We start from the raw sequence: 23762 nt of genomic DNA, 5'->3' as shown, positions 1-23762 counted from the left end.
CCGGGCCCGCGCCCGGGCCCGCGCCTGCGTCCGCTCCGGCCGCGGCGTCCATGCCCGCGCCTTCGCCTGCATCCGCGCCTTCGCCTGCATCCGCACCTGCGTCGCGTACGTCGTCGTCGCTGCTCACGATGTGTTGCTGCTCCTGATCACCCGGTTGCTCCGATGCCGGGGAAATCCTACGGCGAGACGCCGCCCCACCCTGCTGTGCGAAGATCGGACCGTCTTTCCGCCGCACCCGGCATACGCACATCCCGCGCATGCGCGGGCCGCGTACACGGATACAACGTCGCACCCAAAAGGAGCGTGCCCATGTCCCAGAATCCGATCGCCGAGACCATCGCCTCGCTGATGCCCCGCGCCAAGCAGGAGCTGACCGAGCTGGTGGCCTTCCAGTCGGTGGCGGACTGGGCGCAGTTCCCGAAGAGCGAGAGCGAGGCCGCGGCGAACTGGGTGGCCGACGCCCTGCGCGTCGAGGGTTTCCAGGACGTGGCGCTGCTCGACACCCCCGACGGCACACAGTCCGTGTACGGCTTCCTGCCCGGCCCCGAGGGCGCGCCGACCGTGCTGCTGTACGCGCACTACGACGTGCAGCCGCCGCTGGACAACGCCGCCTGGATCTCCCCGGCCTTCGAGCTGACCGAGCGCGACGGCCGCTGGTACGGGCGCGGGGCGGCCGACTGCAAGGGCGGGTTCATCATGCACCTGCTGGCGCTGCGCGCGCTGAAGGCCAACGGCGGCGTGCCGGTGAGCGTGAAGGTGATCGTCGAGGGCTCGGAGGAGCAGGGCACGGGCGGCCTCCAGAGTTACGCGGAGGCGCACCCGGAGCTGCTGACCGCCGACACCATCGTCATCGGCGACGCGGGCAACTTCCGTCTCGGCCTGCCGACGGTGACCGCCACCCTGCGCGGCATGTGCCTGCTCAAGGTGAAGATCGACACGCTGGGCGGCAACCTGCACTCTGGCGTGTTCGGCGGTGCCGCGCCCGACGCGCTGGCCGCGCTGATCCGCGTGCTCGACTCGCTGCGCGCCGCCGACGGTTCCACGACCGTCGACGGGCTCGCCTCGGACGAGGTGTGGGAGGGCCTGCAGTACCCGGAGGCGGACTTCCGCTCCGACGCGAAGGTGCTGGACGGGGTCGAGCTGATCGGCGAGGGCACCATCGCCGACCGGCTGTGGGCGCGTCCGGCCGTCACCGTGCTCGGCATCGACTGCCCGCCGGTCGTCGGCGCTACGCCGTCGGTGCACGCGAGCGCGGGCGCGCTGATCAGCCTGCGCGTGCCGCCGGGCGTGGACACCAGCCAGGCCGTCAAGCTGCTCCAGGCCCACCTGGAAGCGCACACGCCGTGGAAGGCGCGTCTCGAACTGGAGGTCGTCGGCCAGGGCCAGCCGTTCCAGGCGGACACCGACAGCCCTGCGTACGCGTCGATGCGCACGGCCCTGGAGGCCGCCTACCCGGGCCAGGAGATGCAGATCACCGGCATGGGCGGGTCGATCCCGCTGTGCAACACGCTGACGTCGCTGTACCCGCAGGCGGAGATGCTGCTGATCGGGCTCAGCGAGCCGGAGGCGCAGATCCACGCGGTCAACGAGAGCGTCTCGCCGGAGGAGCTGGAGCGCCTGTCGGTGGCCGAGGCCCTCTTCCTCGTCAACTACGCGGAGTCCAAGCGCGCCTGATCCGGCCGGCCCGGTAGCCGCCGGCCCGGTGGCCGCCGCTCCGTTTACGCCCAGGGCGCAGTGTGCCCTGGGCGTACTGCGCTCACGGTGAAGTCACGTGCCCAGGGCGGCGGGCCGTCCCTACGTTCGCCGTATGGACCTTGTCGAAGTACTCCCGAACCGGCTCCACATGCTCCGCTTCCCCATCGGCCAGGCGTACCTCTGGCAGGACGGCGGAGCGCTCACCCTCATCGACGCGGGCCACGCCGAATCCGCGGCGGCGATCGAAGGGGCGATACGTTCCCTCGGGCTGCTCCCCGAGCGGCTGGAGCGGATCGTCCTGACGCACTGCCACCGCGACCACGTGGGCGCGGCCGGTGAACTCGCCGCCCGCTGGGGGGCGCAGGTGCTCGCGCACCGGCTGGACGCGCCCGTGATCCGGGGCGAGCGGCCCGTTCCCGAACCGGTGCTCCTGGACTGGGAGATCCCGCTGTACGCGCACGGCCTGACCCTTCCCGAGGCCCCGCCCACCCTGGTCGACCGCGAGCTGGAGGACGGGGACGCGCTGGGCTTCGGGGACGGGGCGTACGCCGTCCACGCCCCGGGCCACACCGACGGCAGCATCGGCATCCACCTGCCGCGACACGGCGTGCTGTTCGCGGGGGACTGCATCGCCGCCGTCGGCCCGCTGATGCTGGGCGTCTTCAACGTCGACCGCGGCCGGGCGGCCGAATCCTTCCGGCGGCTGGCCGGGCTCGCGCCGTCGGTCGCCTGCTTCGGCCACGGCGACCCGCTGACGGTGGACGCCGCCTCCGCCCTGGCCCGGGCCGCCGCCGAAACCCCCGCCTGACGCCGGGCGAGTGAGCCGAAGGGGCGCGCCGGCACCAGGCGCCCCGGAGGCGAACCGAGCCGGCAAAAAGAGGGGAGCCGAAGGGGCGCGCCGGGGAGTGAGGGCGAGCGCGCGGAGGAAACCGCGAGGCACGAGCGGTTTACGAGCACGCACGCCGTCACGAGCCGGCACCAGGCGCCCCGGAGGCGAACCGAGCCCGCAAAAAAGGGGACCCTCAGCCGACTGGGACGCCCGCCTCCAGGTAGAGGGGACGGCCGCGTTCCCGGGCGCGCAGCGCCCAGCGCAGGCGTTCGTACCGGTGCTGCGGCAGCAGTTCCGCGGCCTCGGCCTCCGCCACGAAGCGCCAGGCCCGCAGCTCGGGGCCCGGCAGCCGGAGACGGGCCGCCGCCTCTTCCGTGAGGCGGCCGCCGTCGAAGAGCAGGCGCAGCCCTCCGAAGCCGGGGTGCTGTGGGCGTTCCCAGTCGACCACGAGGAGCCCGGGCGTCAGGCCCAGTACGAGTCCTAGTTCCTCCGCGACCTCGCGTACGCCGGCGCGGGCCGGTGCCTCGCCGGCTTCGACGACGCCTCCCGGGAACTCCCAGCCCGCTTTGTACGTCGGATCCACCAGCAGCACCCGGTCCTGCTCGTCGAAGAGCAGCACCCCGGCCGCCACCGTCTCCCGCGTGGGCTCGGGGGTCTGCACGATGTCGCAGACCCGGGCGGTCTCCGAGCGGACGGCTTCGGCGATCCTCTCGGCGGTCTCCCGCACCGTCAGGGTCCCGTTGTCGATGACGTGCGCGTCGCCGGTGAGCCAGCCGAGTGCCTCCTGGTAGGCCGGGATGTGGTCGTAGGCCCACTGCCGGACCCGCAGGTCCACGTCCGCGGGCTCCCCGGGCTCGGTGCGGGTCGCGATCCGCTCCCGAAGGATCGTTTCCGCAGGGGCAAGCAGCACGTGCCGCACCGGGATGCGCCGCGCCGCCAGCCCGCCGAAGATCTCGTCCCGGTAGTCCTGGCGCAGCACCGTCATCGGCACGACGAGCACCCCGCCCACTTCCGCGAGCATCGCCGCGGCCGTGTCCACGACCAGCCGCCGCCAACTCGGCAGGTCCTGGTAGTCGGTGACCTCCGCCAGCCGTTTGGGCGGCAGCAGCACCCGGAGCGCGTCGCCGATGAACTCCGGGTCGAACAGGGTGCTGTCCGGGAGGATTGCGGTCAGTTCACGGGCCGTGCTGGTCTTCCCGGCGCTGAACGTGCCGTTGATCCAGACAATCACGTCTACCCCTCTCCCCATGGCTCGTCCGGAGCCCCCAGTGGCTTGCCCGCCCCACCCTGCCACGGAAACCTCACTATCGGCCGAGTGCTTATCCTCAAGGTCACGAGCCCGCACGCTCGCCCGAGTACCAGGGAGGATTCACGACTGTGCCCCACAACCGCCGCACGTCCGACCCCCGCTACGGCAGCCGGCCGACCATGAAGGACGTGGCGGCCCAGGCGGGCGTCGGCCTCAAGACGGTGTCCCGGGTGGTCAATGGCGAGCCGGCCGTCACCCCCGAGACGGAGAAGCGGGTCCTGGAGGCCATCAAGGCCCTGGGCTTCCGCCGCAACGACAGCGCGCGCGTGCTGCGCAAGGGCCGTACCGCCACGGTCGGCCTGGTCCTGGAGGACCTCGCCGACCCCTTCTACGGTCCGCTGAACCGGGCGGTGGAGGAGGTGGCCCGCGCGCACGGGGCGCTGCTCATCAACGGCTCCAGTGCCGAGGACCCGGACAGGGAAAGGGAGTTGGCGCTCGCGCTGTGCGCCCGCCGGGTGGACGGCCTGATCGTGATCCCCGCCGGGAACGACCACCGCTACCTGGAGCCGGAGATACGGGCGGGCGTGGCCACGGTGTTCGTGGACCGGCCGGCCGGCGGGATCGACGCCGACGTGGTGCTTTCGGACAACTTCGGCGGAGCCCGCGGCGGCGTCGCCCACCTGATCGCGGGCGGCCACCGCCGGATCGGCTTCATCGGGGACCACCCCCGCATCCACACGGCGACGGAACGCCTGCGCGGCTACCACGCGGCCATGGCGGAGGCGGGCCTCACGGTGGCCGGATCCTGGGTCTCGCTCGGCTCGACGGACCCCGACCGGGTCGCGGCGGCGGCGAGGTCGATGCTCGCGGGCCCGGAGCCGGTGACCGCCGTCTTCGCCGGGAACAACCGGGTGACGGTCACGGTGGTCCGGGTGCTGGCCTCCCTGGAGCGCCCGGTGGCCCTGGTCGGCTTCGACGACTTCGAGCTGGCGGACCTGCTGCGGCCGGGCGTCACAGTGGTCGCCCAGGACCCGGCGGCGATGGGCCGGGTGGCCACGGACCTCCTCTTCCAGCGCCTGGCCGGAGCCGGGCTCGCCCCGTCCCGCACCGAACTCCCCACCCGCCTCGTCCCCCGCGGCTCGGGCGAACTCCCGCCGGCGGGCTGACTCCCGCCCGCGCCGACACCCGGCCCCGGTGGAACGGGGCCGGGCCGATGGAGTGCCGGGTCAGGCGGTCGCCGTCAGGGTCGCGGAGCGGCGGGGGATGGCGAAGGCGTCGAGCTCGGCGCGGGTCAGACCGGTCAGGGCGGTGACCTCGTCGGCGCCCACCGCGCCGCAGTCGAGGCCGCGGACCAGGTACCCGGCCAGGGCCTTGGCGGTCGCCGGCTCGTCCATCACGTCACCCTCGATCTTGGCCACGTACGCCTTCAGGCGCGCGGCGGCGGCCTGAAGGCCCTCGCGGTAGAAGGTGAAAACGGCCGCGTAGCGGGTGGGAAGGTGCGCCGGGTGCATGTCCCAGCCCTGGTAGTAGGCGCGGGCCAGGGCGCGGCGGGTGAGGCCGTAGTGCAGCTTCCAGCCCTCGTGGACCTTCTCGGTGGTGCCGATCGGCAGCACGTTGGTGGAGCCGTCGGAGACGCGTACGCCGGTTCCGGCGGCCGCGACCTGCATGATCGCCTTCGCGTGGTCGGCGGCGGGGTGGTCGCTTGCCTGGTACGCGGCGGAGACGCCGACGCAGGCGCTGTAGTCGAACGTGCCGTAGTGCAGGCCGGTGGCGCGGCCCTTGGAGGCCTCGATCATCCGGGCGACGGTGGCGGTGCCGTCGGAGGCCAGGATGGACTGGCTGGTCTCGATCTGGATCTCGAAGCCGATCCGGCCCGGGCGCAGGCCTCGGGCGCCCTCGAAGGCCTCCAGCAGCTTGACGAAGGCGCTGACCTGCTCGGCGTACGTGACCTTCGGGAGCGTGAGGACGAGGCCCTCGGGCAGGCCGCCGTGCTCCAGGAGGCCGGAGAGGAAGATGTCCGTGGTGCGGATACCGCGGTCGCGGACGTTGGCCTCCATGCATTTCATGCGGATGCCCATGTACGGCGCGTTGGTGCCGTTGGAGAAGGCTTCCGAGACGAGGCGGGCGGCGCGGGCGGCGGCCTGGTCCTCCTCCTCGTCGGAGCGGACGCCGAAGCCGTCCTCGAAGTCGACGCGCAGGTCCTCGACGGGCTCGCGCCGCAGCTTGGCGCGTACGCGGTCGTAGACCGGTACGGCCAGTGCGTCGGAGATGCCGAGGACCTCGGCGAAGGTGGCGGCGTCCGGGGCGTGCTCGTCGAGCGCGGCCAGGGCCTGGTCGCCCCATGAGCGGATGGTGTCCGCGGCGAAGACGTCACCGGGCACGTAGACGGTGTGGACGGGCTGCCGGGTGCCGGGGTCGCCCGGGTAGTGGCGCGCGAGCTCCGCGTCCACCGGCGCGAGGGAGGCGCTGATGCCCTCGCTGACCGCGCCTGCGAGGCTCGTCGCCACCTTCTCCTGCTGACCCATCGTCCACTCTCCTCTTTTCCGCTTCACGGAAGCTTAGATCCGCATAGCAGAATTTAGTCACGTGGTTCCGCTCCGTCAATGGTCCCCCGACCGCCTGGGGCAAACGACTCGGGGCCGCGCGGTGAGAATCACCACACGGCCCCAAAGAAGCGGTGTTACGAAGAGAAGCGCAGGTCAGGCGGTCAGCCCTTGCGCGCCTTGATCTCGTCGGTCAGCTGCGGGACGACCGTGAAGAGGTCGCCGACCACGCCGTAGTCGACGAGGTCGAAGATCGGGGCCTCGGCGTCCTTGTTGATGGCCACGATGGTCTTCGAGGTCTGCATGCCGGCCCGGTGCTGGATCGCGCCCGAGATGCCGGAGGCGATGTAGAGCTGCGGGGAGACCGACTTGCCGGTCTGGCCGACCTGGTTGGTGTGCGGGTACCAGCCGGCGTCGACGGCGGCACGCGAGGCGCCGACGGCCGCGCCGAGGGAGTCCGCGAGGGCCTCGATGATGCCGAAGTTCTCGGCACCGTTGACGCCACGGCCGCCGGAGACCACGATCGCGGCCTCGGTCAACTCGGGACGGCCGGTCGACTCGCGCGGGGTGCGGCCGGTGACCTTGGTGCCGGTGGCCAGGGCGCCGAAGGTGACGGCGAGGGCCTCGACGGCGCCGGCGGCCGGAGCGGCCTCGACCGGGGCCGAGTTCGGCTTGACGGTGATGACCGGGGTGCCCTTGGAGACGCGGGACTTGGTGGTGAACGACGCGGCGAAGGCGGACTGCGTCGCGACCGGACCCTCGTCACCCGCCTCCAGGTCGACGGCGTCGGTGATGATGCCGGAGCCGATGCGGACCGCCAGGCGCGCGGCGATCTCCTTGCCCTCGGCGGAGGACGGGACGAGCACGGCGGCGAGGGAGCCTGCGGCGGACACGGAGTCGTACGCGGCCTGCAGCGCGTCCACCTTGGGTACGACGAGGTACTCGGCGAACTCGGGGGCGTCGGCGGTGAGGACCTTGACCGCGCCGTGCTCGGCGAGCACCGCGGCGGTGGCGTCGGCGCCGGCGCCCAGGGCGACGGCGACGGGCTCGCCGATGCGGCGGGCCAGCGTCATCAGCTCAAGGGTGGGCTTGCGGACGGCGCCGTCCACGTGGTCGACGTAGACGAGAACTTCAGCCATGGGACTGCTCTCCTGCTATTGCGAAGTGTCTGGGGGCTTTGAAGGGGATGGCCGAAGCTCTTAGATGAACTTCTGGCCGGCCAGGAACTCGGCCAGCTGCTTGCCGCCCTCGCCCTCGTCCTTGACGATCGTGCCGGCGGTGCGCGCCGGGCGCTGCGCCGCGGAGTCCACCGCGGTCCAGGAGCCTTCCAGACCGACCTCGTCGGCCTCGATCTCCAGGTCCTCCAGGTCCCAGGACTCGACCGGCTTCTTCTTCGCGGCCATGATTCCCTTGAAGGACGGGTAGCGGGCCTCGCCCGACTGGTCCGTCACCGAGACGAGCGCGGGGAGGGAGGCCTCCAGCTGCTCGCTCGCGGTGTCGCCGTCGCGGCGGCCGGTCACGGTGCCGTCCTCGACCTTGACCTCGGAGAGCAGGGTGACCTGCGGGACGCCCAGGCGCTCGGCGAGGATCGCCGGGAGGACGCCCATGGTGCCGTCGGTGGACGCCATGCCCGTGATGACCAGGTCGTAGCCGGCCTTCTCGATGGCCTTGGCGAGCACCAGCGAGGTGCCCATGACGTCCGTGCCGTGGAGGTCGTCGTCCTCGACGTGGATGGCCTTGTCGGCGCCCATCGACAGCGCCTTGCGCAGCGCGTCCTTGGCGTCCTCGGGGCCCACCGTCAGAACGGTGATCTCGGCATCGTCGGCATCGTCGGCGATCTGCAGCGCCTGCTCGACGGCGTATTCGTCGAGCTCCGACAGCAGGCCGTCGACGTCGTCACGGTTGACGGTCAGGTCCTCGGTGAACTGCCGGTCGCCGGTGGCGTCGGGCACGTACTTCACACAGACAACGATCCTCAGGCTCACGCCGGCTCTCCTACCGCATCGTCTTTTCGTGTACCGCCTTATGCAGGCAGCATAGGCGCCTTGTCGGGCGGATCCCGATCGGGGCGGCCCGCGCCCCGAAGGGAATGTTACTCGTCAGTACACCGTGGGTCCCACCAAGTCGCAAGGTCGGCGAACTGTGATCTGCCCAACGCCGCCCGACCCGCCCCAGCAGGGACGATTCAGTCGCGCAGCGCGTTGAAGCGCCCCTGGTGGTACAGCAGCGGACGGCCCTCTCCAGCCCGGTCCCCCACGACCGCCTGAGCGATGATCACACGGTGCTCGCCGGCGGGCACCCTCGCCACCACCCGGCACACCAGCCACGCCAGCACGCCGTCGAGCACCGGAACCCCGTGCGGGCCGGCGGCCCAGCCGGTGCCCGGTCCGAAACGGTCGGCTCCGCTCCGCGCGAACAGGCCCGCCAGCTCCCGTTGGTGCTCGCCGAGTATGTGGACGCCGAGGTACTCGCTGTCGCGCACCGCGGGCCAGCTGGAGGCCCCGGTGCCGATCGTGAAGGAGAGCAGCGGCGGGTCGGCGGAGACGGAGTTGAGCGAGGTGGCGGTGAAACCCACCGGCCGTCCGCCGTCCTGGGAGGTGATCACGGCGACTCCGGCGGCGTGCTGCCGGAAGACGGAGCGCAGGAGGTCGGGCGAGCCGGGACGGCCTGCGCCGGAGAGAGGGGAAGCGGCCGTCGGGACCGTCGGGACCGTCGGAGCACTCATCAGGGTTCTGCCTTCTGCCGCAGGACGCGCGGCCACAGTCGGGATCACGGGCGGGTCGTTCAGTGATCCTGACAGCGCGCGCTCGCGTGGCGGACGAGGTCCACATGAGGCCGTCCGTAGAGCAGGAGTTCATAGCGCATACGGTCAGCCTGGCGATCTCCCGTGGACGCAGTCAAGCGGGATCGGGCAGATGTCAGGCGCGTCACGCGGTGAGCGGGCGCGCGCACCGGCGCGCCCGGGCCCCCGGTTCCGGGCACTGCGCCGACGGCACCGCTCGCCGTCCCGTCACACGGCGGCGCCGAGCGCGGCGATCACGTCGGCCTTGCGCGGCATGCCGGCGGCCCGCCGCACGATCCGGCCCGCGCGGTCCAGTACGAGCACGGTCGGGGTCTTCTCGATCCCCAGGGCCCGCACCAGGTCGAGCCGCTCCTCGGCGTCGATCTCGATGTGCGCGACTCCCTCGACCATGGCCGCGACCTCGGCGAGGATCCGCCGCGTGGCCCGGCAGGGCTGGCAGAAGGCGCTGGAGAACTGCACCAGGGTGGCCCGCCGGCCCGGCTCCGCGCCCAGTTCCGCGGCGCCCAGGAGCGCCGGCACCCCGCCGGCCGGGCCGTCTGCCCGGCTGCCGGCCCGGCTGCCGGACCGGCTGCCGGACCGGCTGTCGGACCCGTCGTCCCGTCCGTGTTCCCGCCCGCGCACCGGCACTCCCGTCACCACCATCGCCTTCGCGTATGTACATGATCGTCGTACGCTCGTACGTGGATGGACACCCGGCGGGCCCCGGGCATTCCCGGCGTGACGAGAATCTCCCCGGGCACGGGCGTCTGGACTGGCCAGCGGCCCGCGTTTGGGGCACCATCCCCAAGGGTCGCGTACCTACGCTTCCGTAACTTCCGGCCGGGAGCACCTCCCCAGGCAGAAAGCGGGTCTCCCCCCATGGCTGAGTTCGTCTACCCTCCGGTGATCGGCGCCGCGCACGGACTGTTCCGCGCGCTCGACATCCGCATCGACATGAAGGGCACCGAGAACATCCCCCGCAAGGGCGGTGCGGTCCTGGTGTCGAACCACATCGGCTATCTCGACTTCATCTTCGCCGGCCTGACGGCGCGGCCGCAGAAGCGCCTGGTGCGCTTCATGGCGAAGGAGTCGGTGTTCCGGCACAGGGTGTCCGGCCCGCTGATGCGCGCGATGAAGCACATCCCGGTGGACCGCAAGCAGGGCGAGACCGCCTACCAGCACGCGCTGGAGTCGCTGCGCTCCGGTGAGATCATCGGGGTGTTCCCCGAGGCGACGATCTCCCAGTCCTTCACCCTGAAGAGCTTCAAGTCGGGTGCGGCCCGCATGGCGCAGGAGGCCGGCGTCCCGCTGATCCCGGTGGCGCTGTGGGGCACGCAGCGGCTGTGGACCAAGGGCCGTCCCAAGAACCTCAAGCGCAGCCACATCCCCGTGACGATGCGGGTGGGCGAGCCGATCGAGGCACCCACCGACCAGTACGCCGGGGCGATCACGCGCCGGCTGCGCGAGCGCGTGCAGGAGCTGCTGGACGCGGCCCAGCGCGCCTACCCGGAGAAGCCGCGCGGTACCGAGGACTCCTGGTGGCTGCCGGCCCACCTGGGCGGTACGGCGCCGACGGCGGCCCAGGTGCGCGAAGCGGGCTGACCCCCTCCGCCGACGATGCGGCTCCGCCCCGCGAGGGAGCGCCAGCCACGGCTGATGCTGTGACCGCAAAGGTCTGCCGGGTCGCGGCCCAGGCCGCGTGGATCCGGCCGTCGTCTGTGGTGGCGGGTGGGCCTCAGGGGGCGGTGATGCACTGCCCTTCTGGGGTCTTCGGGACGCACACCCCGCCGTCGGAGCCGCCCTTGCCTGCGACGACACGGTACGGGCGTTCCCGCCCGCCATGATCGCCCGCAGATCGCCCTCCTCCGGCAGGCACAGAGCTGAGGCACCCCGCCAGGACACCCCTAGAGTCGGGTCGGCAGCCTCCGCCACAGCTCGTGCCGGTCGGCGGATTCACGGAGGGCCGTGAGCACGGCCGGGTGCGGGGCCGCGTACAGCCCGGGGTAGTCGGCCTCGCCCAGCTCCGGGCGGACGGGGAAGGCCAGGCGTTCCTCGGCGAGATCGAACCGTGCGTCCACTCCGGGCTTGTTGCCGCGCGGGTCGAGCCGGCTCCAGCGGTCCACGCCGGGCAGGCGCAGGGCGATCAGCCCGTGGACGAGCGGGTTCGAGCCGTCGTCGTCGGCGAGGCGCTGATAGCACAGCCCGGCCGGGATCCCCTGGGCGCGCAGCAGGGCGACGAGGGCGTGGGACTTGGCATGGCAGATGCCATTGCGCGTGCCCAGCACGCCGGAGGCGCGCCAGGCGACCCGCGGATCCCCGGAGTCGGCCGAGTGCGGGATGGTGTCGCGAACGAACTCGAACGCGGCTTCGGCGTATGAGTATGCATCGCCGGTGGCGGACCAGAGGGCGTCCGCCGTTTCCTGCACGAGGGGATGCCAGTGGTCGATGGCTTCATCCGAGGCCAAGTATGCGAAGACGTCAGGGTTCTGCCGGATCAGCTGCATGGCCCGGAGCATAGGTATGCCACCCACCGTCAATCAATAGATTTACACTGGGTGGCATACCTATGTGGCCGTGTGGAAGGGTCGACCGGCTAGCGGGCGAGTTCCTCCTTGAGGGCCTGGAGGAAGCCGTCCACGTCCTCGACCTGGGTGTCGAAGCCGCACATCCAGCGGACGTCACCCGCGGCCTCGTCCCAGAAGTAGAAGCGGTAACGCTCCTGCAGACGCCGCGACACCTCGTGCGGCAGCCGGGCGAACACCGCGTTCGCCTGCACCGGGTAGAGGATCTCCACGCCGTCGGTCTCGCGGACCCCGGCGGCGAGCCGCTGCGCCATCTCGTTGGCGTGGCGGGCGTTGCGCAGCCACAGGTCCTTGGCGAGCAGCGCTTCGAGCTGCACCGACACGAAGCGCATCTTCGAGGCGAGCTGCATCGACATCTTGCGGATGTGCTTCATCTGCCGGACCGCGTCCGGGTTGAGCACGACGATGGCCTCGCCGAACATCATGCCGTTCTTGGTGCCGCCGTAGGACAGCACGTCGACGCCGACCGTGTTGGTGAAGGTGCGCATCGGCACGTCGAGCGAGGCCGCGGCGTTGGCTATCCGGGCGCCGTCGAGGTGGACCTTCATGCCGAGCCCGTGGGCGTGGTCGCAGATGGCCTTGATCTCGTCCGGCGTGTAGACCGTGCCGAGCTCGGTGTTCTGGGTGATCGAGACGACCTGCGGCATCGCGCGGTGCTCGTCCTCGAAGCCCCAGGCCTCCTGGTCGATCAGCTCGGGCGTGAGCTTGCCGTCCGGCGTGGGCACGGCGAGCAGCTTGAGCCCGGCCATCCGCTCCGGCGCGCCGCCCTCGTCCACGTTGATGTGGGCGCTCTTGGCGCAGATCACGGCGCCCCAGCGGTCCGTCATCGCCTGGAGGGCGGTGACGTTCGCGCCGGTGCCGTTGAAGACCGGGAAGGCCTCCGCGTACGGTCCGAAGTGGCTGCGGATGATCTTCTGCAGGTGTTCGGTGTACTCGTCCTCGCCGTAGGAGATCTGGTGACCTCCGTTGGCGAGGGCGAGGGCCTCCAGGATCTCCGGATGGACCCCCGCGTAGTTGTCGCTGGCGAAGCCGCGCACTGCCGGATCGTGGTGCCGGCGGGCATCGGTCTTCACGGTTGCGGAGTGAGCCACAGACGCTGTCCGTTCACATCGATGGCGGGCCGCTCCCACACGCCGGCGATGGCCTCGGCCAGCTCCTTCACGTCGGTGAAGCCCGCGAACTTCGCATTGGGACGCTCGGCGCGCATCGCGTCGTGCACCAGTGCCTTGATGACCAGGATCGCAGCTGCCGCGCCGGGACCCTCGTCACCCCCCGCCTTGCGGAAGGAGTCCGCCATGGCGAGGGTCCAGGCCTCGGCGGCCGCCTTGCCCGCGTTGTACGCGGCGTTGTTGGCGACCGGCTTGTGCGCGCCGGACTGGCTCACCAGGACGTAGCGCCCGCGGTCGCTGCGCAGCAGCCCGTCGTGGAAGGCCAGCGAGGTGTGCTGGACGGTGCGGACGAGGAGCTTCTCCAGGAAGGTCCAGTCGGCGAGGTCGACGTCGGTGAACGTCTTGCTGCCGCGCCAGCCGCCGACGAGGTGGACCAGTCCGTCGACCCGCCCGAACTCCTTCTCGGTCTGCTCGGCCCAGGCCTTGGTGGCGTCCAGGTCGAGCAGGTCCACGGTGTCGCCGGTGATCGTGGCGCCGCCGTGGGCGTAGCGAGCCGCGTCCACGGCTTCCGCGAGGCGCGCCGGATCGGCGTCGGACGCGACGACGGTCGCGCCCGCCTCGGCGAGGCGGAGCAGTGCGGCGCGGCCTGCGGGCCCGCCGGCCCCGGCCACCGCCACCACCGCTCCGCTCAGCTTTCCATTGCCGTTCCCGGAGCCGTTCATCTGTGCAGCCTCCTGTGGGCGAGTGCTCACGCGGCGACCCGCTCGGCGTGCTCTGCGTTCAGAGCGGTGATGCCCTTGGTCGAGGCGATGGTGCCCTTGAGCTTCTTGGCGAGCGCCTCAAAGAACATGCTGAGCGGAAACTCGTCCGGAAGCACGTCGTCGACCAGCTTGCGCGGCGGCTGCGTCAGGTCGAGCGCGTCGGCGCCCTTGGCCCACTTGGAGCCCGGGTGCGGGGCGAGGTAGGTCGAGACGAGCTCGTAGGCCTTGAACCAGTGGACCAGCTTCGGGCGGTCGATGCCGGCCCGGTAGAGGTCCTCGATCTCGGCGCACAGCTGGTTGGTGACCTGCGGGGCACGCATCCAGTCGATCTTCAGCTTGTTGTCCGTCCAGCGCACGACGTCGTGCTTGTGGAGGTAGGCGAAGAGGAGCTGGCCGCCGAGCCCGTCGTAGTTGCGGTTGCGGTCGCCGGAGACGGGGAAGCGGAACATCCGGTCGAAGAGCACGGCGTACTGCACGTCACGGCCGTGCTCGTTGCCCTCGGACTCCAGCTTCACGGCCTCCTTGAAGGCGGTGAGGTCGCAGCGCAGCTCCTCCAGGCCGTACATCCAGAACGGCTGGCGCTGCTTGATCATGAAGGGGTCGAACGGCAGGTCGCCGTGGCTGTGGGTGCGGTCGTGGACCATGTCCCACAGGACGAAGGCCTTCTCGCAGCGCTCCTGGTCGTCGACCATGCGCGCGATGTCCTCGGGCAGGTCGATGCCCAGGATGTCCACGGCGGCCGCGGTCACCTTGCGGTAGCGGGCGGCCTCGCGGTCGCAGAAGATGCCGCCCCAGGTGAAGCGCTCGGGGGCCTCGCGCACGGCGATGGTCTCCGGGAACAGCACGGCGGAGTGCGTGTCGTAGCCGGGGGTGAAGTCCTCGAAGGTGATGCCGAGGAAGAGCGGGTTGTCGTAGCGGGTGCGCTCCAGCTCGGAGAGCCACTCGGGCCACACCATCTTCAGCACGACGGCCTCGAGGTTGCGGTCCGGGTTGCCGTTCTGCGTGTACATCGGGAAGACGACGAGGTGCTGCAGGCCGTCGGCGCGCTCGGCGGCCGGGTGGAAGGCCAGCAGGGAGTCGAGGAAGTCCGGCACGCGGAAGTCGTCGGCGGCCCACTTGCGCAGGTCGCCGATGAGCGCCCGGTGGTACGCGGCGGCGTGCGGGAGCAGCGGGGACAGCGTCTCGACGGCGCCGATCACGCGCTCGACCGCGGCCAGGACGGTGGCGCGGCCGTGCTCGCCCTCGGCCTCGAAGTCGATGGAACCGTCGGCCGCCTGCCAGGGCCGGATCTCCTCCACGGCGGCCTTGAGCTCGGGCCACGCAGGGTGGTCCACCACCCGCGCCCCAGCGGATATCACGGCACCGCCGACGCCCGGCACAAGAGTTTCCGTCATGTCACTTCCTCCACAGGAGAACCTCACGTCCGCACAGCGTATGCGTGCGAGGCTCTCCTCCTCAAGAGGCAATTCGGGAAAATATCCTGCGCCACCCCCTCTTTCACCGAAAGTCTTCCCGTTTGTCGGTGCGGAACTGATAGCTCCGCCCAGTCACGCCAAGGCTTCACATGCCTGGGGCAATACCCCGGCATGTCCCTGGGGGCCGTGGAACATGCCAGGGCGGATGTCCAGAACTGACCGGATCCCGCTCCGCGCCAGCCGGCGGTGGTGCGCGTCAAGCCGGTGGGGACGCGCCCACGCCCGGGTGACGCGGCAGAGCCGCGGGAGGCCCGCCGGGGGCGCACAACCCTGGCGGGAAGCGGTCGGTGGCGCTTCCGCGGGGCCGTGCACGCACGGTCCCTATCCACGACGGGCGCACTAGCATGCGACCTCATCGCGCGCGGCCGGTAAGGGACACCGCGACCGCGCGGGGAGCCGCCGTCGACGGAAGCGAGAGAACCTTGACTTTCCTCACCATCGGTCACCGCGGGGTCATGGGTGTCGAACCGGAGAACACCCTGCGGTCGTACCTCCGAGCGGAACGCTCCGGCATGGACGCCATCGCCCTGGACCTCCGGCTGAGCAAGGATGGCGTCCTCGTCGCCGTGCACGACCCCGAGGTGGACCGGACCACCGACGGCTCCGGGGCCGTCGCCGACCTGACCCTGGACGAGTTGCGCGGGCTGGACGCCGGTCAGGGCGAGCGCGTGCCGGTGTTCGAGGAGGTGCTGGACGCGGTCCGGTCGCCGCTGCAGGCGTCCGTCGGGGACCAGGCGGCGGCCTCGGCGCTCGCGGAGCTGGTCCTCCGCCGCGACCTGGTCTCCCGGGTGGAGATCGCCTCCGCCGACGGGGCGCTGCTCGCCGAGGCGGCCCGGCGGGTGCCGGGCGTACGGACCACGCTGTTCGCGGAGCCCCTCGGCGGCGACACGGAGGCCCTCGTGAACCGGGCGCGGGCCGCGAGCGCGGCGACGATCGCCCTGGACATCCACCGCATCGCCCTGGAACTGGTGGAGGCGGCCCACGCGGCGGACCTGCGGGTGACCGGCCTGGCGGTCGACACCCTGGACCAGCTGCGGCTGGCGCGGGCGCTCGGACTGGACGGTGTGACCACCGGCTTCCCGGAGATCCGCAGCACGGGCCGTTTCACCGCCTGAGCGGCCGGGACGCTGCGGCTCAGCAGACCTGGAGCGTCTTGACCAGCAGTTCGAAGGCGAGGTCGTCGCGCAGCGGGATGCCGAAGCGCTCGTCGCCGTACGGGAAGGGGCTCAGCTCGCCGGTGCGCCGGTAGCCGCGGCGCACGTAGTAGGCGATGAGCTCCTCCCGTACGTTCACCACCGTCATCCGCATCTCGCCCGCGCCCCACGTGTCGCGGGCGCGGCGCTCCGCCTCGGCGAGGATCTCCTTGCCGAGGCCGCCGCCCTGGAGCCCGGGGCGGACGGCGAACATGCCGAAGTAGGCGTGGTCGCCGCGGTGTTCGATGTGGCAGCAGGCCACGAGCTCGCCCGCGCGCTCGACGACGAGCAGGACCCCGTCCGGGTTGCCGATGACGGCCCGGACCCCGTCCGGGTCGGTGCGCTGTCCGTCCAGGTAGTCGGCCTCGGTGGTCCACCCGGCCCGGCTGGCGTCCCCGCGGTAGGCGGACTCCACGAGCGCCACCAGTTCCGGTACGTCCGCCTCGACGGCGCTGCGGAAGCTGAGGGCTGCGGGCTGGGCGGTCGACATGGACGCTCCGTTCGGTGCGATGGCATATGACATGCCTGGGACGGCAGGGAGAGCCTATCCCGGAGCCGCGTGAGCCCCGCGGGAGAAGGGCATCTCTCCCCGTGACGCCGACGAACCGGGAGGTTCCGCCGTGCACGGATCCGCCTCGTCCCTGTCCGCCTCCCTCTCCTCCTGGCTGCTGGTGCTCCTGTGTGCGGTGAGCGGTGCGTACTGCCTGCGGAGGGTACGCGGGTGGGGCGGGGCCGCCGCCGGTGAGGCGGTGATGGGGTTCGGCATGGCGGTGATGGCGGTGCCCCTCGGGGCCGGAGGCGGGTGGCGGCAGCCCGTGCTCGGGGTGGTCTTCTGCGCGGCGGCCCTGCACGCCCTGTGGCTGCTGCGGGGCGGGGCGCACCACGCGCACCACCTGGTGGGGTCGCTGACGATGGTCTACATGGCCGCCGCGGCGGGATCCGGGCACGGGCACGGGGCGGGGACGCCGCTGCTGACCGGGGCGCTCCTGCTGTACTACGCCGGCTACGTGGTGCTCGGCGGATCGCGGCTGGTCACCGCGGGCGCCCCGACCCCCGCGCCCGCCACGCCCGCCCCGCCCACGGAGCTGATCAGGGCCTGCCGACTCGCCATGGGGATGGGGATGTTGGCGATGCTGCTGTCGATGTGACGGCCACGGGGGACGTGTCCTGCGTCACCAATGCCGTCGTCTCATACCCGCAGGTAGCCCCTCGCTCATAGGCTGGTGGCCATGATGGTCCCCGCCGCTCTCCTGATGCTCGGCGCCCTGACCGCGGTGCTCGCTCCCCGTCTGCTGGGCCGGGCCCGATGGCCCGAGCGTGAACCGGTCGTGGCCCTGTGGGTGTGGCAGTGCGTCGTCGGGGCGGTGCTGCTGTGCTTCGCGCTGTCCATGCTGCTGAGCGCCGCCGCGGCCTGGCAGGCGGTCCGGGGCCGGCTCTTCGCCGTCGCCCCGCACGGGGTGGTCGACGCCTACGCCCTGGGCGCGTCCGGCGGCCCCTGGGCCGCCGGGACCGCCCTCGTCCTCGCGGGCGGCGGCCTGTGGACCGCCGCGATGCTGACCGGGGAGGTCCTGCGGGCCCGGGCCCGACGGCGCGCCCAGGGCAGCGAACTGCTGGAGCGGGCCCCGCTGCTGCCCGGGGAGGACCCCGCGGGTGTACGGCTCGTCGTACTGGAGGGTCCGCGGCCGGACGCGTGGTGGCTGCCGGGAGCGGCCCCGCAGCTGGTGGTCACGACGGCGGCGCTGGGCCGGTTGAAGGGCAGTCAGCTCGACGCCGTCATGGCGCACGAGCAGGGGCACGCGGCGGCGCGGCACGACTGGCTGCTGCACTGTTCGCGGGCGCTGGCCCGGGGCTTTCCGCAGGTGCCGGTGTTCGCGGCCTTCGAGGCGGAGATGCACCGGCTGGTGGAACTGGCCGCCGACGACATGGCCTCGCGGCGGTTCGGGCGGCTGACGGTCGCGCTGGCGCTCGTCGGACTCAACGAGGACCGCGGGGTGTTCGCTGCCTCCTCGGCACCGGAGGCGCACGTCCCGCAGCGGGTGCGCAGGCTGCTGACGGCCGCACCCCGGCTCTCGCCGGGCCGCCGGCTGCGGCTGACGGCGCTGGCCACCCTGGTACCGGCGATCCCCCTGCTGGTGGCCTTCGTACCGGGGCTGAGTGCGCTGGCGTAGCGGGTGTCCGGCCTCGCACCGATGCTGCCGGTGCAAGGATCCCCGTATGCGGAACGATCGCTTTCGGTGGGTGGGAATCGGGTGCGCACTGCTCGGGACGGTACTGACCGCTCTGGTGGTGGCGGGCTGGCAGCCGCTCCTGGCCTGGGACGACCGGATCGCGCGGGACCTGCACGCCCACGCCGTCCTCAACTCCGGGGTCACGCGGTCCATGCGGGTGCTGTCCGACTGGGTCTGGGACCCGTGGGCCATGCGGGCGCTGGCCGCGGTCGCCTGCTTCCTGTTGTGGTGGCGCGGCGACCAAGAGCGGGCCCTGCGGGTGGCGCTGGCCACGGTGGCGGCGTCCGTGGTGCAGCAGGGATTGAAGGCGGCGGTGGGGCGGGAGCGTCCGGTGTGGTCGGACCCGGTGGACTCGGCGCACTACGCGGCCTATCCGTCCGGCCACGCCCTGACGGCGGCCGTGGTGTGCGGGATGATGCTGTGGCTGATCCCCCGCCCGTCCCCGGGGTGGGCCGCGGCCGCCTGGGCCGCGGCGGCCGTCTCGGTGCTCGGCGTCGGCTTCACCCGGCTCTACCTGGGTGTGCACTGGTTCTCGGACGTGCTGGCGGGCTGGCTGCTGGGCGCGGTCCTGGTGGTCCTGGCGACGTCGGTGTGCGTACGTCGCTGGCGCGGCGGCGAGCGGCCGGAGCGCTGAGGATGCGGCGCGCCTGCCCTGGATGATCCCCCGTGTCACCCAGAGCAGGCGACCCCGTGCGCTGAGTACATTGGCTGTGAGCCAGTCAACGCAGGAGTAAGCATGTCCCCGCGCAGCGCATCGGTCAATGAAGAATTGCGCAGACGTTCCCGGGAGCGGCTGCTGCAGTCCACGGTGGAGCTCGTGGCCGAGCACGGCTACGAGGCAACGACGCTCGGCGACATCGCCGACCGGGCCGGCGCGGCGCGCGGCCTGGTCTCGTACTACTTCCCGGGCAAACGGCAGTTGCTGCAGTCGGCCGTGCACCGGCTGATGCACCTCACCCTGCACGCCGCGCTGGAACGGGAGCCCCGCAGCGGGGACGGGCGCGAGCGGCTGGCGCGTGCCATCGACGCGATCCTGGGGCTCGCCCGGGACGAACCGCTGCTGATGCGGACGCACATGGCGGGCATCCTCACGGCCGACGGCTTCGTGCAGTGTCCGGAGCAGCGGCGGCTGGCCGAACTGCTGCGGGACACCGTGGCCCGGTACGGCTCGGCCGACGTGGACGCGGACTATCCGCTGCTGCGCGCCCTGCTGATGGGTGCGGTCGTGGCGGTGCTGCTGCCCGGGGCCCCGATGCCGGCGGCCCGGCTGAGGGCGGAACTGTTCCAACGCTACGGGCTGGACTGGGAGCTGGGTGTCCCGCCGGACGGCGGACCGCCCGGCGGAACGTTTCCCTCACACCCCTGACCTCAGGCGGTTCAGTGGTACTCGGGCTGGGTCTGCACGTTGAGCCGGTCCATGCGGACCCGCTTGGCGCTGTCGGTGCGCCGGTCGTCGAGCCGCAGCACGTCGAGGCCCTTGGCGATGTCGTTCGAGTAGATGTGCCCGTTGTAGTAGTAGGCCGACCAGGACCCGCCGAGGCCGAGCCGGTCCGTGGTCAGCGGTCCGCGCTCGAAGTAGGCGATCTCCCTGGGCCGGTCGGAGTCGGTGAACTCCCACACGGAGACGCCGCCCTGGTACCAGGCCTGCACCATGATGTCGCGGCCGCCGCCGACCGGGACCAGCGAGCCGTTGTGGGCCACGCAGTTCTCGGTGTCGGCCTGGTGGCGCGGGATCTTGAAGTAGCTGCGGAAGGCGAGTTTGCGCTGGTCTCCGCGGCCGGTGATGTCGTAGATCCCGTCGGCGCCCCGGTCGGGGCCGGTGGCCTCGTTGCAGGTGGCGCCGCCACCGCCGCCGAGTTCGTCGGTGAACACCACCTTGTTCGCCCGTTCGTTGAAGGTCGCCGAGTGCCAGAACGCGAAGTTCACGTTGTCCTGGACCCGGTCGATGACCCGCGGCTGCTCGGGCCTGCTGATGTCGAAGAGGATGCCGTCGCCCATGCAGGCGCCGGCGGCCAGGTCCTTCGACGGCAGCACGGTGATGTCGTGGCAGCCCGTCGTCTTGGAGACGCCGGGGTTGGTGGGCGCGCCCGGATTGCCGCCGTCGGGGAAGAGCACCGGGAAGGCCACGACCGCGGCCTTCGTCGGCGCCTTCTTCGGGACCTTCACCACCGAGATGCCGTCGTGCGGCGGCTTGCAGTCGGGGAAGGCCTCGTTCGGGGAGTAGGAGGAGACGTAGAGGTAGAGGTCCTTGCGGCCCGGTACCAGGGTGTGGGTGTGGGAGCCGCAGGCCGTCTCGACGGACTTGATGTACCGGGGGTTCTTCTTGTCCTTGATGTCGAAGATCTTGATGCCCTCCCACGAGGACTTCTCCGTCGCGGGCTGCGAGACGCTGTTGCAGGAGTCGTCGCTGCGGGAGGAGTCGGTGGAGAGGAAGAGCAGGTCGCCGTCGACGGAGATGTCGTTCTGGCCGCCGGGGCAGAGCACCTCGGTGACCTTCTTCGGCGCCTTGGGGTTGGCGATGTCGTAGATCGTGAAGCCGTTGTAGTTGCCCGCGTAGGCGTACCTGCCCTGGAAGGCGATGTCCGAGTTGATCGCGGTGGGGTCGGTGGAGGGGATGTTGGCCAGGGGTTTGATGTTGGCGCTGTGCACGATCTCGTCCTGGCCGGGGATGCCGCCCGGGGCGAGTTCTCCGTCGTCCGAGGGGGCCGCGCTCTGATGGTTTCCGTGGCCGGGTGCCAAGTCGCCAGGGTCCGGGGTGGCCGCCGCCGGTCCGGCCGCCAGGAGGGTGGTCAGCAGTCCGGCCGCCGCAGCGACCACCCCCACCCTCCTCTGGTGCGCTCTCCTGGTGTGTCGCGAGGTCACTGTGCCTCCCATGGGAGCCCGATCGGTTCCTTCCGCAGGGGAACGGAACCAGGACCCCGGCAGTATCTTCCCTTCATGGACATGGCAAAAGACCTCCGGGGTCGCGAGGCCCTGACCGTGCGGCCCCTCCGGCTCGCCGCGGCGATGGCGACCGCCGGCCTCCTGCTGACGCTCACCGCCTGCCAGGACGACGGGGCGGACCGGGCCGACGACGGGCGGGCCTCGATCGTCGCGCCGGGCCGTCCCGGCGAGAAGTCACGCACGCTCACCCCCGAACAGGCCGCCAGGGCGAAACCCGACGACAGCCCGAACGCCGCCGACCACGCCTATGTGCGGCGGATGATCGAACACCACCGGCAGGCGCTGACGATGAGCGCGCTGGCACCCGATCGGGCCTCGGCCGATCGGGTCAAGCGGCTCGCCGAGCGGATCCTGGCTGCCCAGAAGCCCGAGATCGGCGCGATGGAGAAGTGGTCGGCCCGCCATCCGGAAGCGCCGGCGGGTTCCGGCGGCCCCTCCGCCGGTCACGGCCACGGCCACGCCCAGGACCACGCTGCGATGCCGGGCATGGCGACCGAGCAGCAGCTCAAGGCGCTGACCGATGCCAGGGGCGCCGACTTCGACCGCCTCTTCCTCACGCTGATGACCGCCCACCACGAGGGGGCCGTGACGATGGCGGGCGAGGTGCTGGCCGGCGGGAACAACTTGGCCGTCGAGGAGATGGCCAACGAGGTGGTGGCCACGCAGAGCGCCGAGATCCACCGGATGCGCGCGATGGGCTGACTGACCCGGGCGGCGGTGTCATGCTGGGACCACCTGCGGGAGGAGCTCCGCCGTGCTTCGTGTCGCCGTCGTCGGATCGGGCCCCAGCGGGGTCTACGCGGCCCAGACGCTGGTCCAGCAGCGCGAGGTGCCGGGGGTGCGGGTCGACGTACTGGACCGGCTGCCGGCCCCGTACGGGCTCGTACGGTACGGGGTCGCGCCGGACCACGAGAAGATCAAGTCGCTGCAGGGCAGCCTGCGCACCGTGCTGGAGGACGAGCGGATCCGCTTCCTCGGGAACGTCGAGGTCGGCGGGCCGGCCCTGCCCGTGGAGCGGCTGCTGGAGCTGTACCACGCGGTCGTGTACTGCGTGGGCGCGGCGCGGGACCGGATGCTGGGCATCCCCGGCGAGGACCTGGCCGGGGTGCACTCCGCGACGGCCTTCGTGTCCTGGTACAGCGGCCACCCGGACGCCGCCGCCGAGGTCTTCGACCTGCCCGGGGTCGACGCGGCGGTGGTGGTCGGGGCGGGCAACGTCGCGGTGGACGTGACCCGGATCCTGGCCCGCGGCACTGCCGAGCTGGCCCCGACGGACATGCCGCAGCCGGCGCTCGGAGCACTCGCGGACAGCGGGGTGCGCAGGGTGTCGATGGTGGCCCGACGCGGGCCCTCGCAGGGCAGGTTCACCACCAAGGAGCTGCGGGAACTGGGCACACTGCCGGGGGTGGACGCCTGGGCGGACCCGGCCGAGCTGGCGCTGGACCCCCTGTACGCCGATCCGGGCGCGGCCGCCGCGCTGCCGGCGGTGGCGCGGCGCAATCTGGAGGTGCTGCGCGGCTGGGCCGGGGAGGTGCCGTCCGAGGGGCCGCGCCGGATCGAGCTGCGGTTCTACCTGCGGCCGGTGGAGATCCTGGGCGGGCCCGACGGGCGGGTCACCGCGATGCGCTTCGAGCGGACCGCCCCCGACGGCCGCGGCGGGGTGACCGGTACGGGTGTCCACGAGGACATCGAGGCGCAGCTGGTGCTGCGTTCGGTGGGGTACATGGGCGTACCCCTGGCCGGGCTGCCCTTCGACGCGGCGAAGGGCACGGTTCCGCACGCGGCGGGACGGGTGCTGCGCGCGGGCCGTGCCTCGGTCGGCGAGTACGTGGCGGGCTGGATCAAGCGGGGCCCGACCGGGGTGATCGGCACGAACCGGCCGTGCGCGAAGGAGACCGCGTCCTCGCTGCTCCAGGACGCGGGAGCGCTGGCCCGGCGTGAGCTGCCCGGAGACCCGCTGAGCGCACTGCGCGCGGCGGGCCTGAGCCCGGTGGAGTGGCCGGGCTGGCTGGCCATCGAGTCGGCCGAGGCGGACCTGGGGCGCTCCTTGGGCCGTCGCTCGGTCAAGATCCCGGACTGGCCGGGCCTGTTGGCCGCCGCCGGGGTGCCGGGTCCGAGCTAGTGCCGTGCCAGGCAGCGTTTGCCCGTCAGGAGCGGCGTCCGGTGCGTGCTCTCGGCGTGCCGGCCGGAAGCGCTCGTACGGGACGTACGTGGCTTTCGGCCGGTGCGGCGAGAGTGCGTGCCGGACGCCGCGACGGGGCGAACGTCGCCTGACGCGGCACTAGCCAGTGCTGTGGCCGCAAAGGTTTGCCGGGTCGCGGTGTCCGGTGCATGGGGTCTCCCCAGGCCCACAGGGCCGAGGGGAAGCACCGC

Annotated in this window: 23 protein-coding genes; 11 read left to right on the top strand and 12 right to left on the bottom strand. The window is 72.0% G+C overall.

The window, feature by feature from the left end:
- Positions 1-309: 309 nt before the first annotated feature.
- Positions 310-1674, top strand: a complete 1365-nt coding sequence (locus ACFWFZ_RS00905) for a dipeptidase (RefSeq protein WP_387114596.1) — start codon at positions 310-312, stop codon at positions 1672-1674.
- Positions 1675-1807: 133 nt separating this feature from the next.
- Positions 1808-2503: an MBL fold metallo-hydrolase gene (locus ACFWFZ_RS00900; protein WP_387114593.1), complete on the top strand. Its 696-nt coding sequence runs from the start codon at positions 1808-1810 to the stop codon at positions 2501-2503.
- A gap of 214 nt (positions 2504-2717) precedes the next feature.
- Here ACFWFZ_RS00900 and ACFWFZ_RS00895 read toward each other — a convergent pair whose 3' ends face one another.
- Positions 2718-3755, bottom strand: coding sequence for an NUDIX domain-containing protein (locus ACFWFZ_RS00895; protein WP_387114590.1), 1038 nt, complete (start codon positions 3753-3755; stop codon positions 2718-2720).
- A gap of 197 nt (positions 3756-3952) precedes the next feature.
- On the opposite strand from ACFWFZ_RS00895, the gene ACFWFZ_RS00890 reads away from it, so the two are divergent.
- Positions 3953-4939, top strand: coding sequence for a LacI family DNA-binding transcriptional regulator (locus tag ACFWFZ_RS00890; protein ID WP_387116232.1), 987 nt, complete (start codon positions 3953-3955; stop codon positions 4937-4939).
- 60 nt (positions 4940-4999) lie between these two features.
- Here the strand turns inward: ACFWFZ_RS00890 and ACFWFZ_RS00885 are convergent, their stop codons facing one another.
- The 5 genes from ACFWFZ_RS00885 to ACFWFZ_RS00865 form a co-directional block, all read right to left on the bottom strand.
- Positions 5000-6298, bottom strand: coding sequence for a DUF6986 family protein (locus ACFWFZ_RS00885; RefSeq protein WP_387114587.1), 1299 nt, complete (start codon positions 6296-6298; stop codon positions 5000-5002).
- 182 nt (positions 6299-6480) lie between these two features.
- Positions 6481-7455, bottom strand: a complete 975-nt coding sequence (locus ACFWFZ_RS00880) for an electron transfer flavoprotein subunit alpha/FixB family protein (RefSeq protein ID WP_387114584.1) — start codon at positions 7453-7455, stop codon at positions 6481-6483.
- 60 nt (positions 7456-7515) lie between these two features.
- The gene (locus ACFWFZ_RS00875; RefSeq protein ID WP_387114581.1) at positions 7516-8301 is read right to left on the bottom strand and encodes an electron transfer flavoprotein subunit beta/FixA family protein; all 786 of its coding nucleotides are present in this window, start codon (positions 8299-8301) and stop codon (positions 7516-7518) included.
- Between the two features lie 200 nt (positions 8302-8501).
- Complete coding sequence (locus tag ACFWFZ_RS00870) at positions 8502-9041, bottom strand: flavin reductase family protein (protein WP_387114579.1); 540 nt, start codon at positions 9039-9041, stop codon at positions 8502-8504.
- A gap of 285 nt (positions 9042-9326) precedes the next feature.
- Entirely contained in the window at positions 9327-9761 is a 435-nt protein-coding gene (locus ACFWFZ_RS00865; RefSeq protein WP_387114576.1) for a TlpA family protein disulfide reductase, read from the bottom strand.
- 216 nt (positions 9762-9977) lie between these two features.
- Between ACFWFZ_RS00865 and ACFWFZ_RS00860 the strand changes: the two genes are divergently transcribed.
- Complete coding sequence (locus tag ACFWFZ_RS00860) at positions 9978-10700, top strand: lysophospholipid acyltransferase family protein (protein ID WP_387114573.1); 723 nt, start codon at positions 9978-9980, stop codon at positions 10698-10700.
- Positions 10701-11002: 302 nt separating this feature from the next.
- On the opposite strand, the gene ACFWFZ_RS00855 is transcribed toward ACFWFZ_RS00860, so the two are convergent.
- The 4 genes from ACFWFZ_RS00855 to ACFWFZ_RS00840 all read right to left on the bottom strand — a co-directional run bounded on the left by ACFWFZ_RS00855 (position 11003) and on the right by ACFWFZ_RS00840 (position 14944).
- Positions 11003-11602 carry a transglutaminase family protein gene (locus tag ACFWFZ_RS00855; protein ID WP_387114570.1) on the bottom strand — a complete coding sequence of 200 codons (600 nt, stop codon included), beginning with the start codon at positions 11600-11602 and terminating at the stop codon, positions 11003-11005.
- Between the two features lie 89 nt (positions 11603-11691).
- Positions 11692-12753 (bottom strand): threonine aldolase family protein, encoded by a 1062-nt coding sequence (locus tag ACFWFZ_RS00850; protein ID WP_387114567.1) that lies wholly within the window; start codon positions 12751-12753, stop codon positions 11692-11694.
- Positions 12750-13511, bottom strand: coding sequence for an SDR family NAD(P)-dependent oxidoreductase (locus ACFWFZ_RS00845; RefSeq protein WP_387114564.1), 762 nt, complete (start codon positions 13509-13511; stop codon positions 12750-12752). The genes ACFWFZ_RS00850 and ACFWFZ_RS00845 overlap by 4 nt, the downstream gene beginning before the upstream one ends.
- A gap of 26 nt (positions 13512-13537) precedes the next feature.
- Positions 13538-14944: a DUF6421 family protein gene (locus ACFWFZ_RS00840; RefSeq protein ID WP_387114561.1), complete on the bottom strand. Its 1407-nt coding sequence runs from the start codon at positions 14942-14944 to the stop codon at positions 13538-13540.
- A 503-nt stretch (positions 14945-15447) separates the two neighbouring features.
- Between ACFWFZ_RS00840 and ACFWFZ_RS00835 the strand changes: the two genes are divergently transcribed.
- Positions 15448-16140 carry a glycerophosphodiester phosphodiesterase gene (locus ACFWFZ_RS00835; protein ID WP_387114559.1) on the top strand — a complete coding sequence of 231 codons (693 nt, stop codon included), beginning with the start codon at positions 15448-15450 and terminating at the stop codon, positions 16138-16140.
- 19 nt (positions 16141-16159) lie between these two features.
- On the opposite strand, the gene ACFWFZ_RS00830 is transcribed toward ACFWFZ_RS00835, so the two are convergent.
- Positions 16160-16708 (bottom strand): GNAT family N-acetyltransferase, encoded by a 549-nt coding sequence (locus tag ACFWFZ_RS00830; RefSeq protein WP_387114556.1) that lies wholly within the window; start codon positions 16706-16708, stop codon positions 16160-16162.
- A gap of 130 nt (positions 16709-16838) precedes the next feature.
- Here ACFWFZ_RS00830 and ACFWFZ_RS00825 point away from each other — a divergent pair, with 130 nt between their 5' ends.
- The 4 genes from ACFWFZ_RS00825 to ACFWFZ_RS00810 all read left to right on the top strand — a co-directional run bounded on the left by ACFWFZ_RS00825 (position 16839) and on the right by ACFWFZ_RS00810 (position 19812).
- The gene (locus ACFWFZ_RS00825; RefSeq protein WP_387114553.1) at positions 16839-17366 is read left to right on the top strand and encodes a DUF5134 domain-containing protein; all 528 of its coding nucleotides are present in this window, start codon (positions 16839-16841) and stop codon (positions 17364-17366) included.
- Positions 17367-17447: 81 nt separating this feature from the next.
- Positions 17448-18386 (top strand): M56 family metallopeptidase, encoded by a 939-nt coding sequence (locus tag ACFWFZ_RS00820; RefSeq protein ID WP_387114550.1) that lies wholly within the window; start codon positions 17448-17450, stop codon positions 18384-18386.
- 46 nt (positions 18387-18432) lie between these two features.
- Positions 18433-19080 (top strand): phosphatase PAP2 family protein, encoded by a 648-nt coding sequence (locus tag ACFWFZ_RS00815; protein ID WP_387114547.1) that lies wholly within the window; start codon positions 18433-18435, stop codon positions 19078-19080.
- 102 nt (positions 19081-19182) lie between these two features.
- Complete coding sequence (locus ACFWFZ_RS00810) at positions 19183-19812, top strand: TetR/AcrR family transcriptional regulator (protein WP_387114544.1); 630 nt, start codon at positions 19183-19185, stop codon at positions 19810-19812.
- 11 nt (positions 19813-19823) lie between these two features.
- Here the strand turns inward: ACFWFZ_RS00810 and ACFWFZ_RS00805 are convergent, their stop codons facing one another.
- Positions 19824-21320: an LVIVD repeat-containing protein gene (locus tag ACFWFZ_RS00805; protein ID WP_387114541.1), complete on the bottom strand. Its 1497-nt coding sequence runs from the start codon at positions 21318-21320 to the stop codon at positions 19824-19826.
- A gap of 63 nt (positions 21321-21383) precedes the next feature.
- On the opposite strand from ACFWFZ_RS00805, the gene ACFWFZ_RS00800 reads away from it, so the two are divergent.
- Positions 21384-22091: a DUF305 domain-containing protein gene (locus ACFWFZ_RS00800; RefSeq protein ID WP_387114539.1), complete on the top strand. Its 708-nt coding sequence runs from the start codon at positions 21384-21386 to the stop codon at positions 22089-22091.
- A gap of 52 nt (positions 22092-22143) precedes the next feature.
- Positions 22144-23511: an FAD-dependent oxidoreductase gene (locus ACFWFZ_RS00795; protein WP_387114536.1), complete on the top strand. Its 1368-nt coding sequence runs from the start codon at positions 22144-22146 to the stop codon at positions 23509-23511.
- Positions 23512-23762: the final 251 nt, after the last annotated feature.

Origin of the sequence: Streptomyces sp. NPDC060232 (genome assembly GCF_042726555.1) — a bacterium.
In the GTDB taxonomy this organism is placed as follows: Bacteria; Actinomycetota; Actinomycetes; order Streptomycetales; family Streptomycetaceae; genus Streptomyces.
The sequence above is the reverse complement of the archived record's forward strand: the minus strand, read 5'-3'. Positions and strand labels throughout refer to the sequence as shown.

Bases quoted from the DNA above. Each gene is read 5' to 3' on its own strand.
- ACFWFZ_RS00905 (WP_387114596.1), top strand. From the start codon at position 310: ATGTCCCAGAATCCGATCGCCGAGACCATCGCCTCGCTGATGCCCCGC.
- ACFWFZ_RS00900 (WP_387114593.1), top strand. From the start codon at position 1,808: ATGGACCTTGTCGAAGTACTCCCGAACCGGCTCCACATGCTCCGCTTC.
- ACFWFZ_RS00890 (WP_387116232.1), top strand. From the start codon at position 3,953: ATGAAGGACGTGGCGGCCCAGGCGGGCGTCGGCCTCAAGACGGTGTCC.
- ACFWFZ_RS00885 (WP_387114587.1), bottom strand. From the start codon at position 6,298: ATGGGTCAGCAGGAGAAGGTGGCGACGAGCCTCGCAGGCGCGGTCAGC.
- ACFWFZ_RS00880 (WP_387114584.1), bottom strand. From the start codon at position 7,455: ATGGCTGAAGTTCTCGTCTACGTCGACCACGTGGACGGCGCCGTCCGC.
- ACFWFZ_RS00870 (WP_387114579.1), bottom strand. From the start codon at position 9,041: ATGAGTGCTCCGACGGTCCCGACGGTCCCGACGGCCGCTTCCCCTCTC.
- ACFWFZ_RS00865 (WP_387114576.1), bottom strand. From the start codon at position 9,761: ATGGTGGTGACGGGAGTGCCGGTGCGCGGGCGGGAACACGGACGGGAC.
- ACFWFZ_RS00860 (WP_387114573.1), top strand. From the start codon at position 9,978: ATGGCTGAGTTCGTCTACCCTCCGGTGATCGGCGCCGCGCACGGACTG.
- ACFWFZ_RS00855 (WP_387114570.1), bottom strand. From the start codon at position 11,602: ATGCAGCTGATCCGGCAGAACCCTGACGTCTTCGCATACTTGGCCTCG.
- ACFWFZ_RS00845 (WP_387114564.1), bottom strand. From the start codon at position 13,511: ATGAACGGCTCCGGGAACGGCAATGGAAAGCTGAGCGGAGCGGTGGTG.
- ACFWFZ_RS00840 (WP_387114561.1), bottom strand. From the start codon at position 14,944: ATGACGGAAACTCTTGTGCCGGGCGTCGGCGGTGCCGTGATATCCGCT.
- ACFWFZ_RS00830 (WP_387114556.1), bottom strand. From the start codon at position 16,708: ATGTCGACCGCCCAGCCCGCAGCCCTCAGCTTCCGCAGCGCCGTCGAG.
- ACFWFZ_RS00820 (WP_387114550.1), top strand. From the start codon at position 17,448: ATGATGGTCCCCGCCGCTCTCCTGATGCTCGGCGCCCTGACCGCGGTG.
- ACFWFZ_RS00815 (WP_387114547.1), top strand. From the start codon at position 18,433: ATGCGGAACGATCGCTTTCGGTGGGTGGGAATCGGGTGCGCACTGCTC.
- ACFWFZ_RS00810 (WP_387114544.1), top strand. From the start codon at position 19,183: ATGTCCCCGCGCAGCGCATCGGTCAATGAAGAATTGCGCAGACGTTCC.
- ACFWFZ_RS00805 (WP_387114541.1), bottom strand. From the start codon at position 21,320: ATGGGAGGCACAGTGACCTCGCGACACACCAGGAGAGCGCACCAGAGG.
- ACFWFZ_RS00800 (WP_387114539.1), top strand. From the start codon at position 21,384: ATGGACATGGCAAAAGACCTCCGGGGTCGCGAGGCCCTGACCGTGCGG.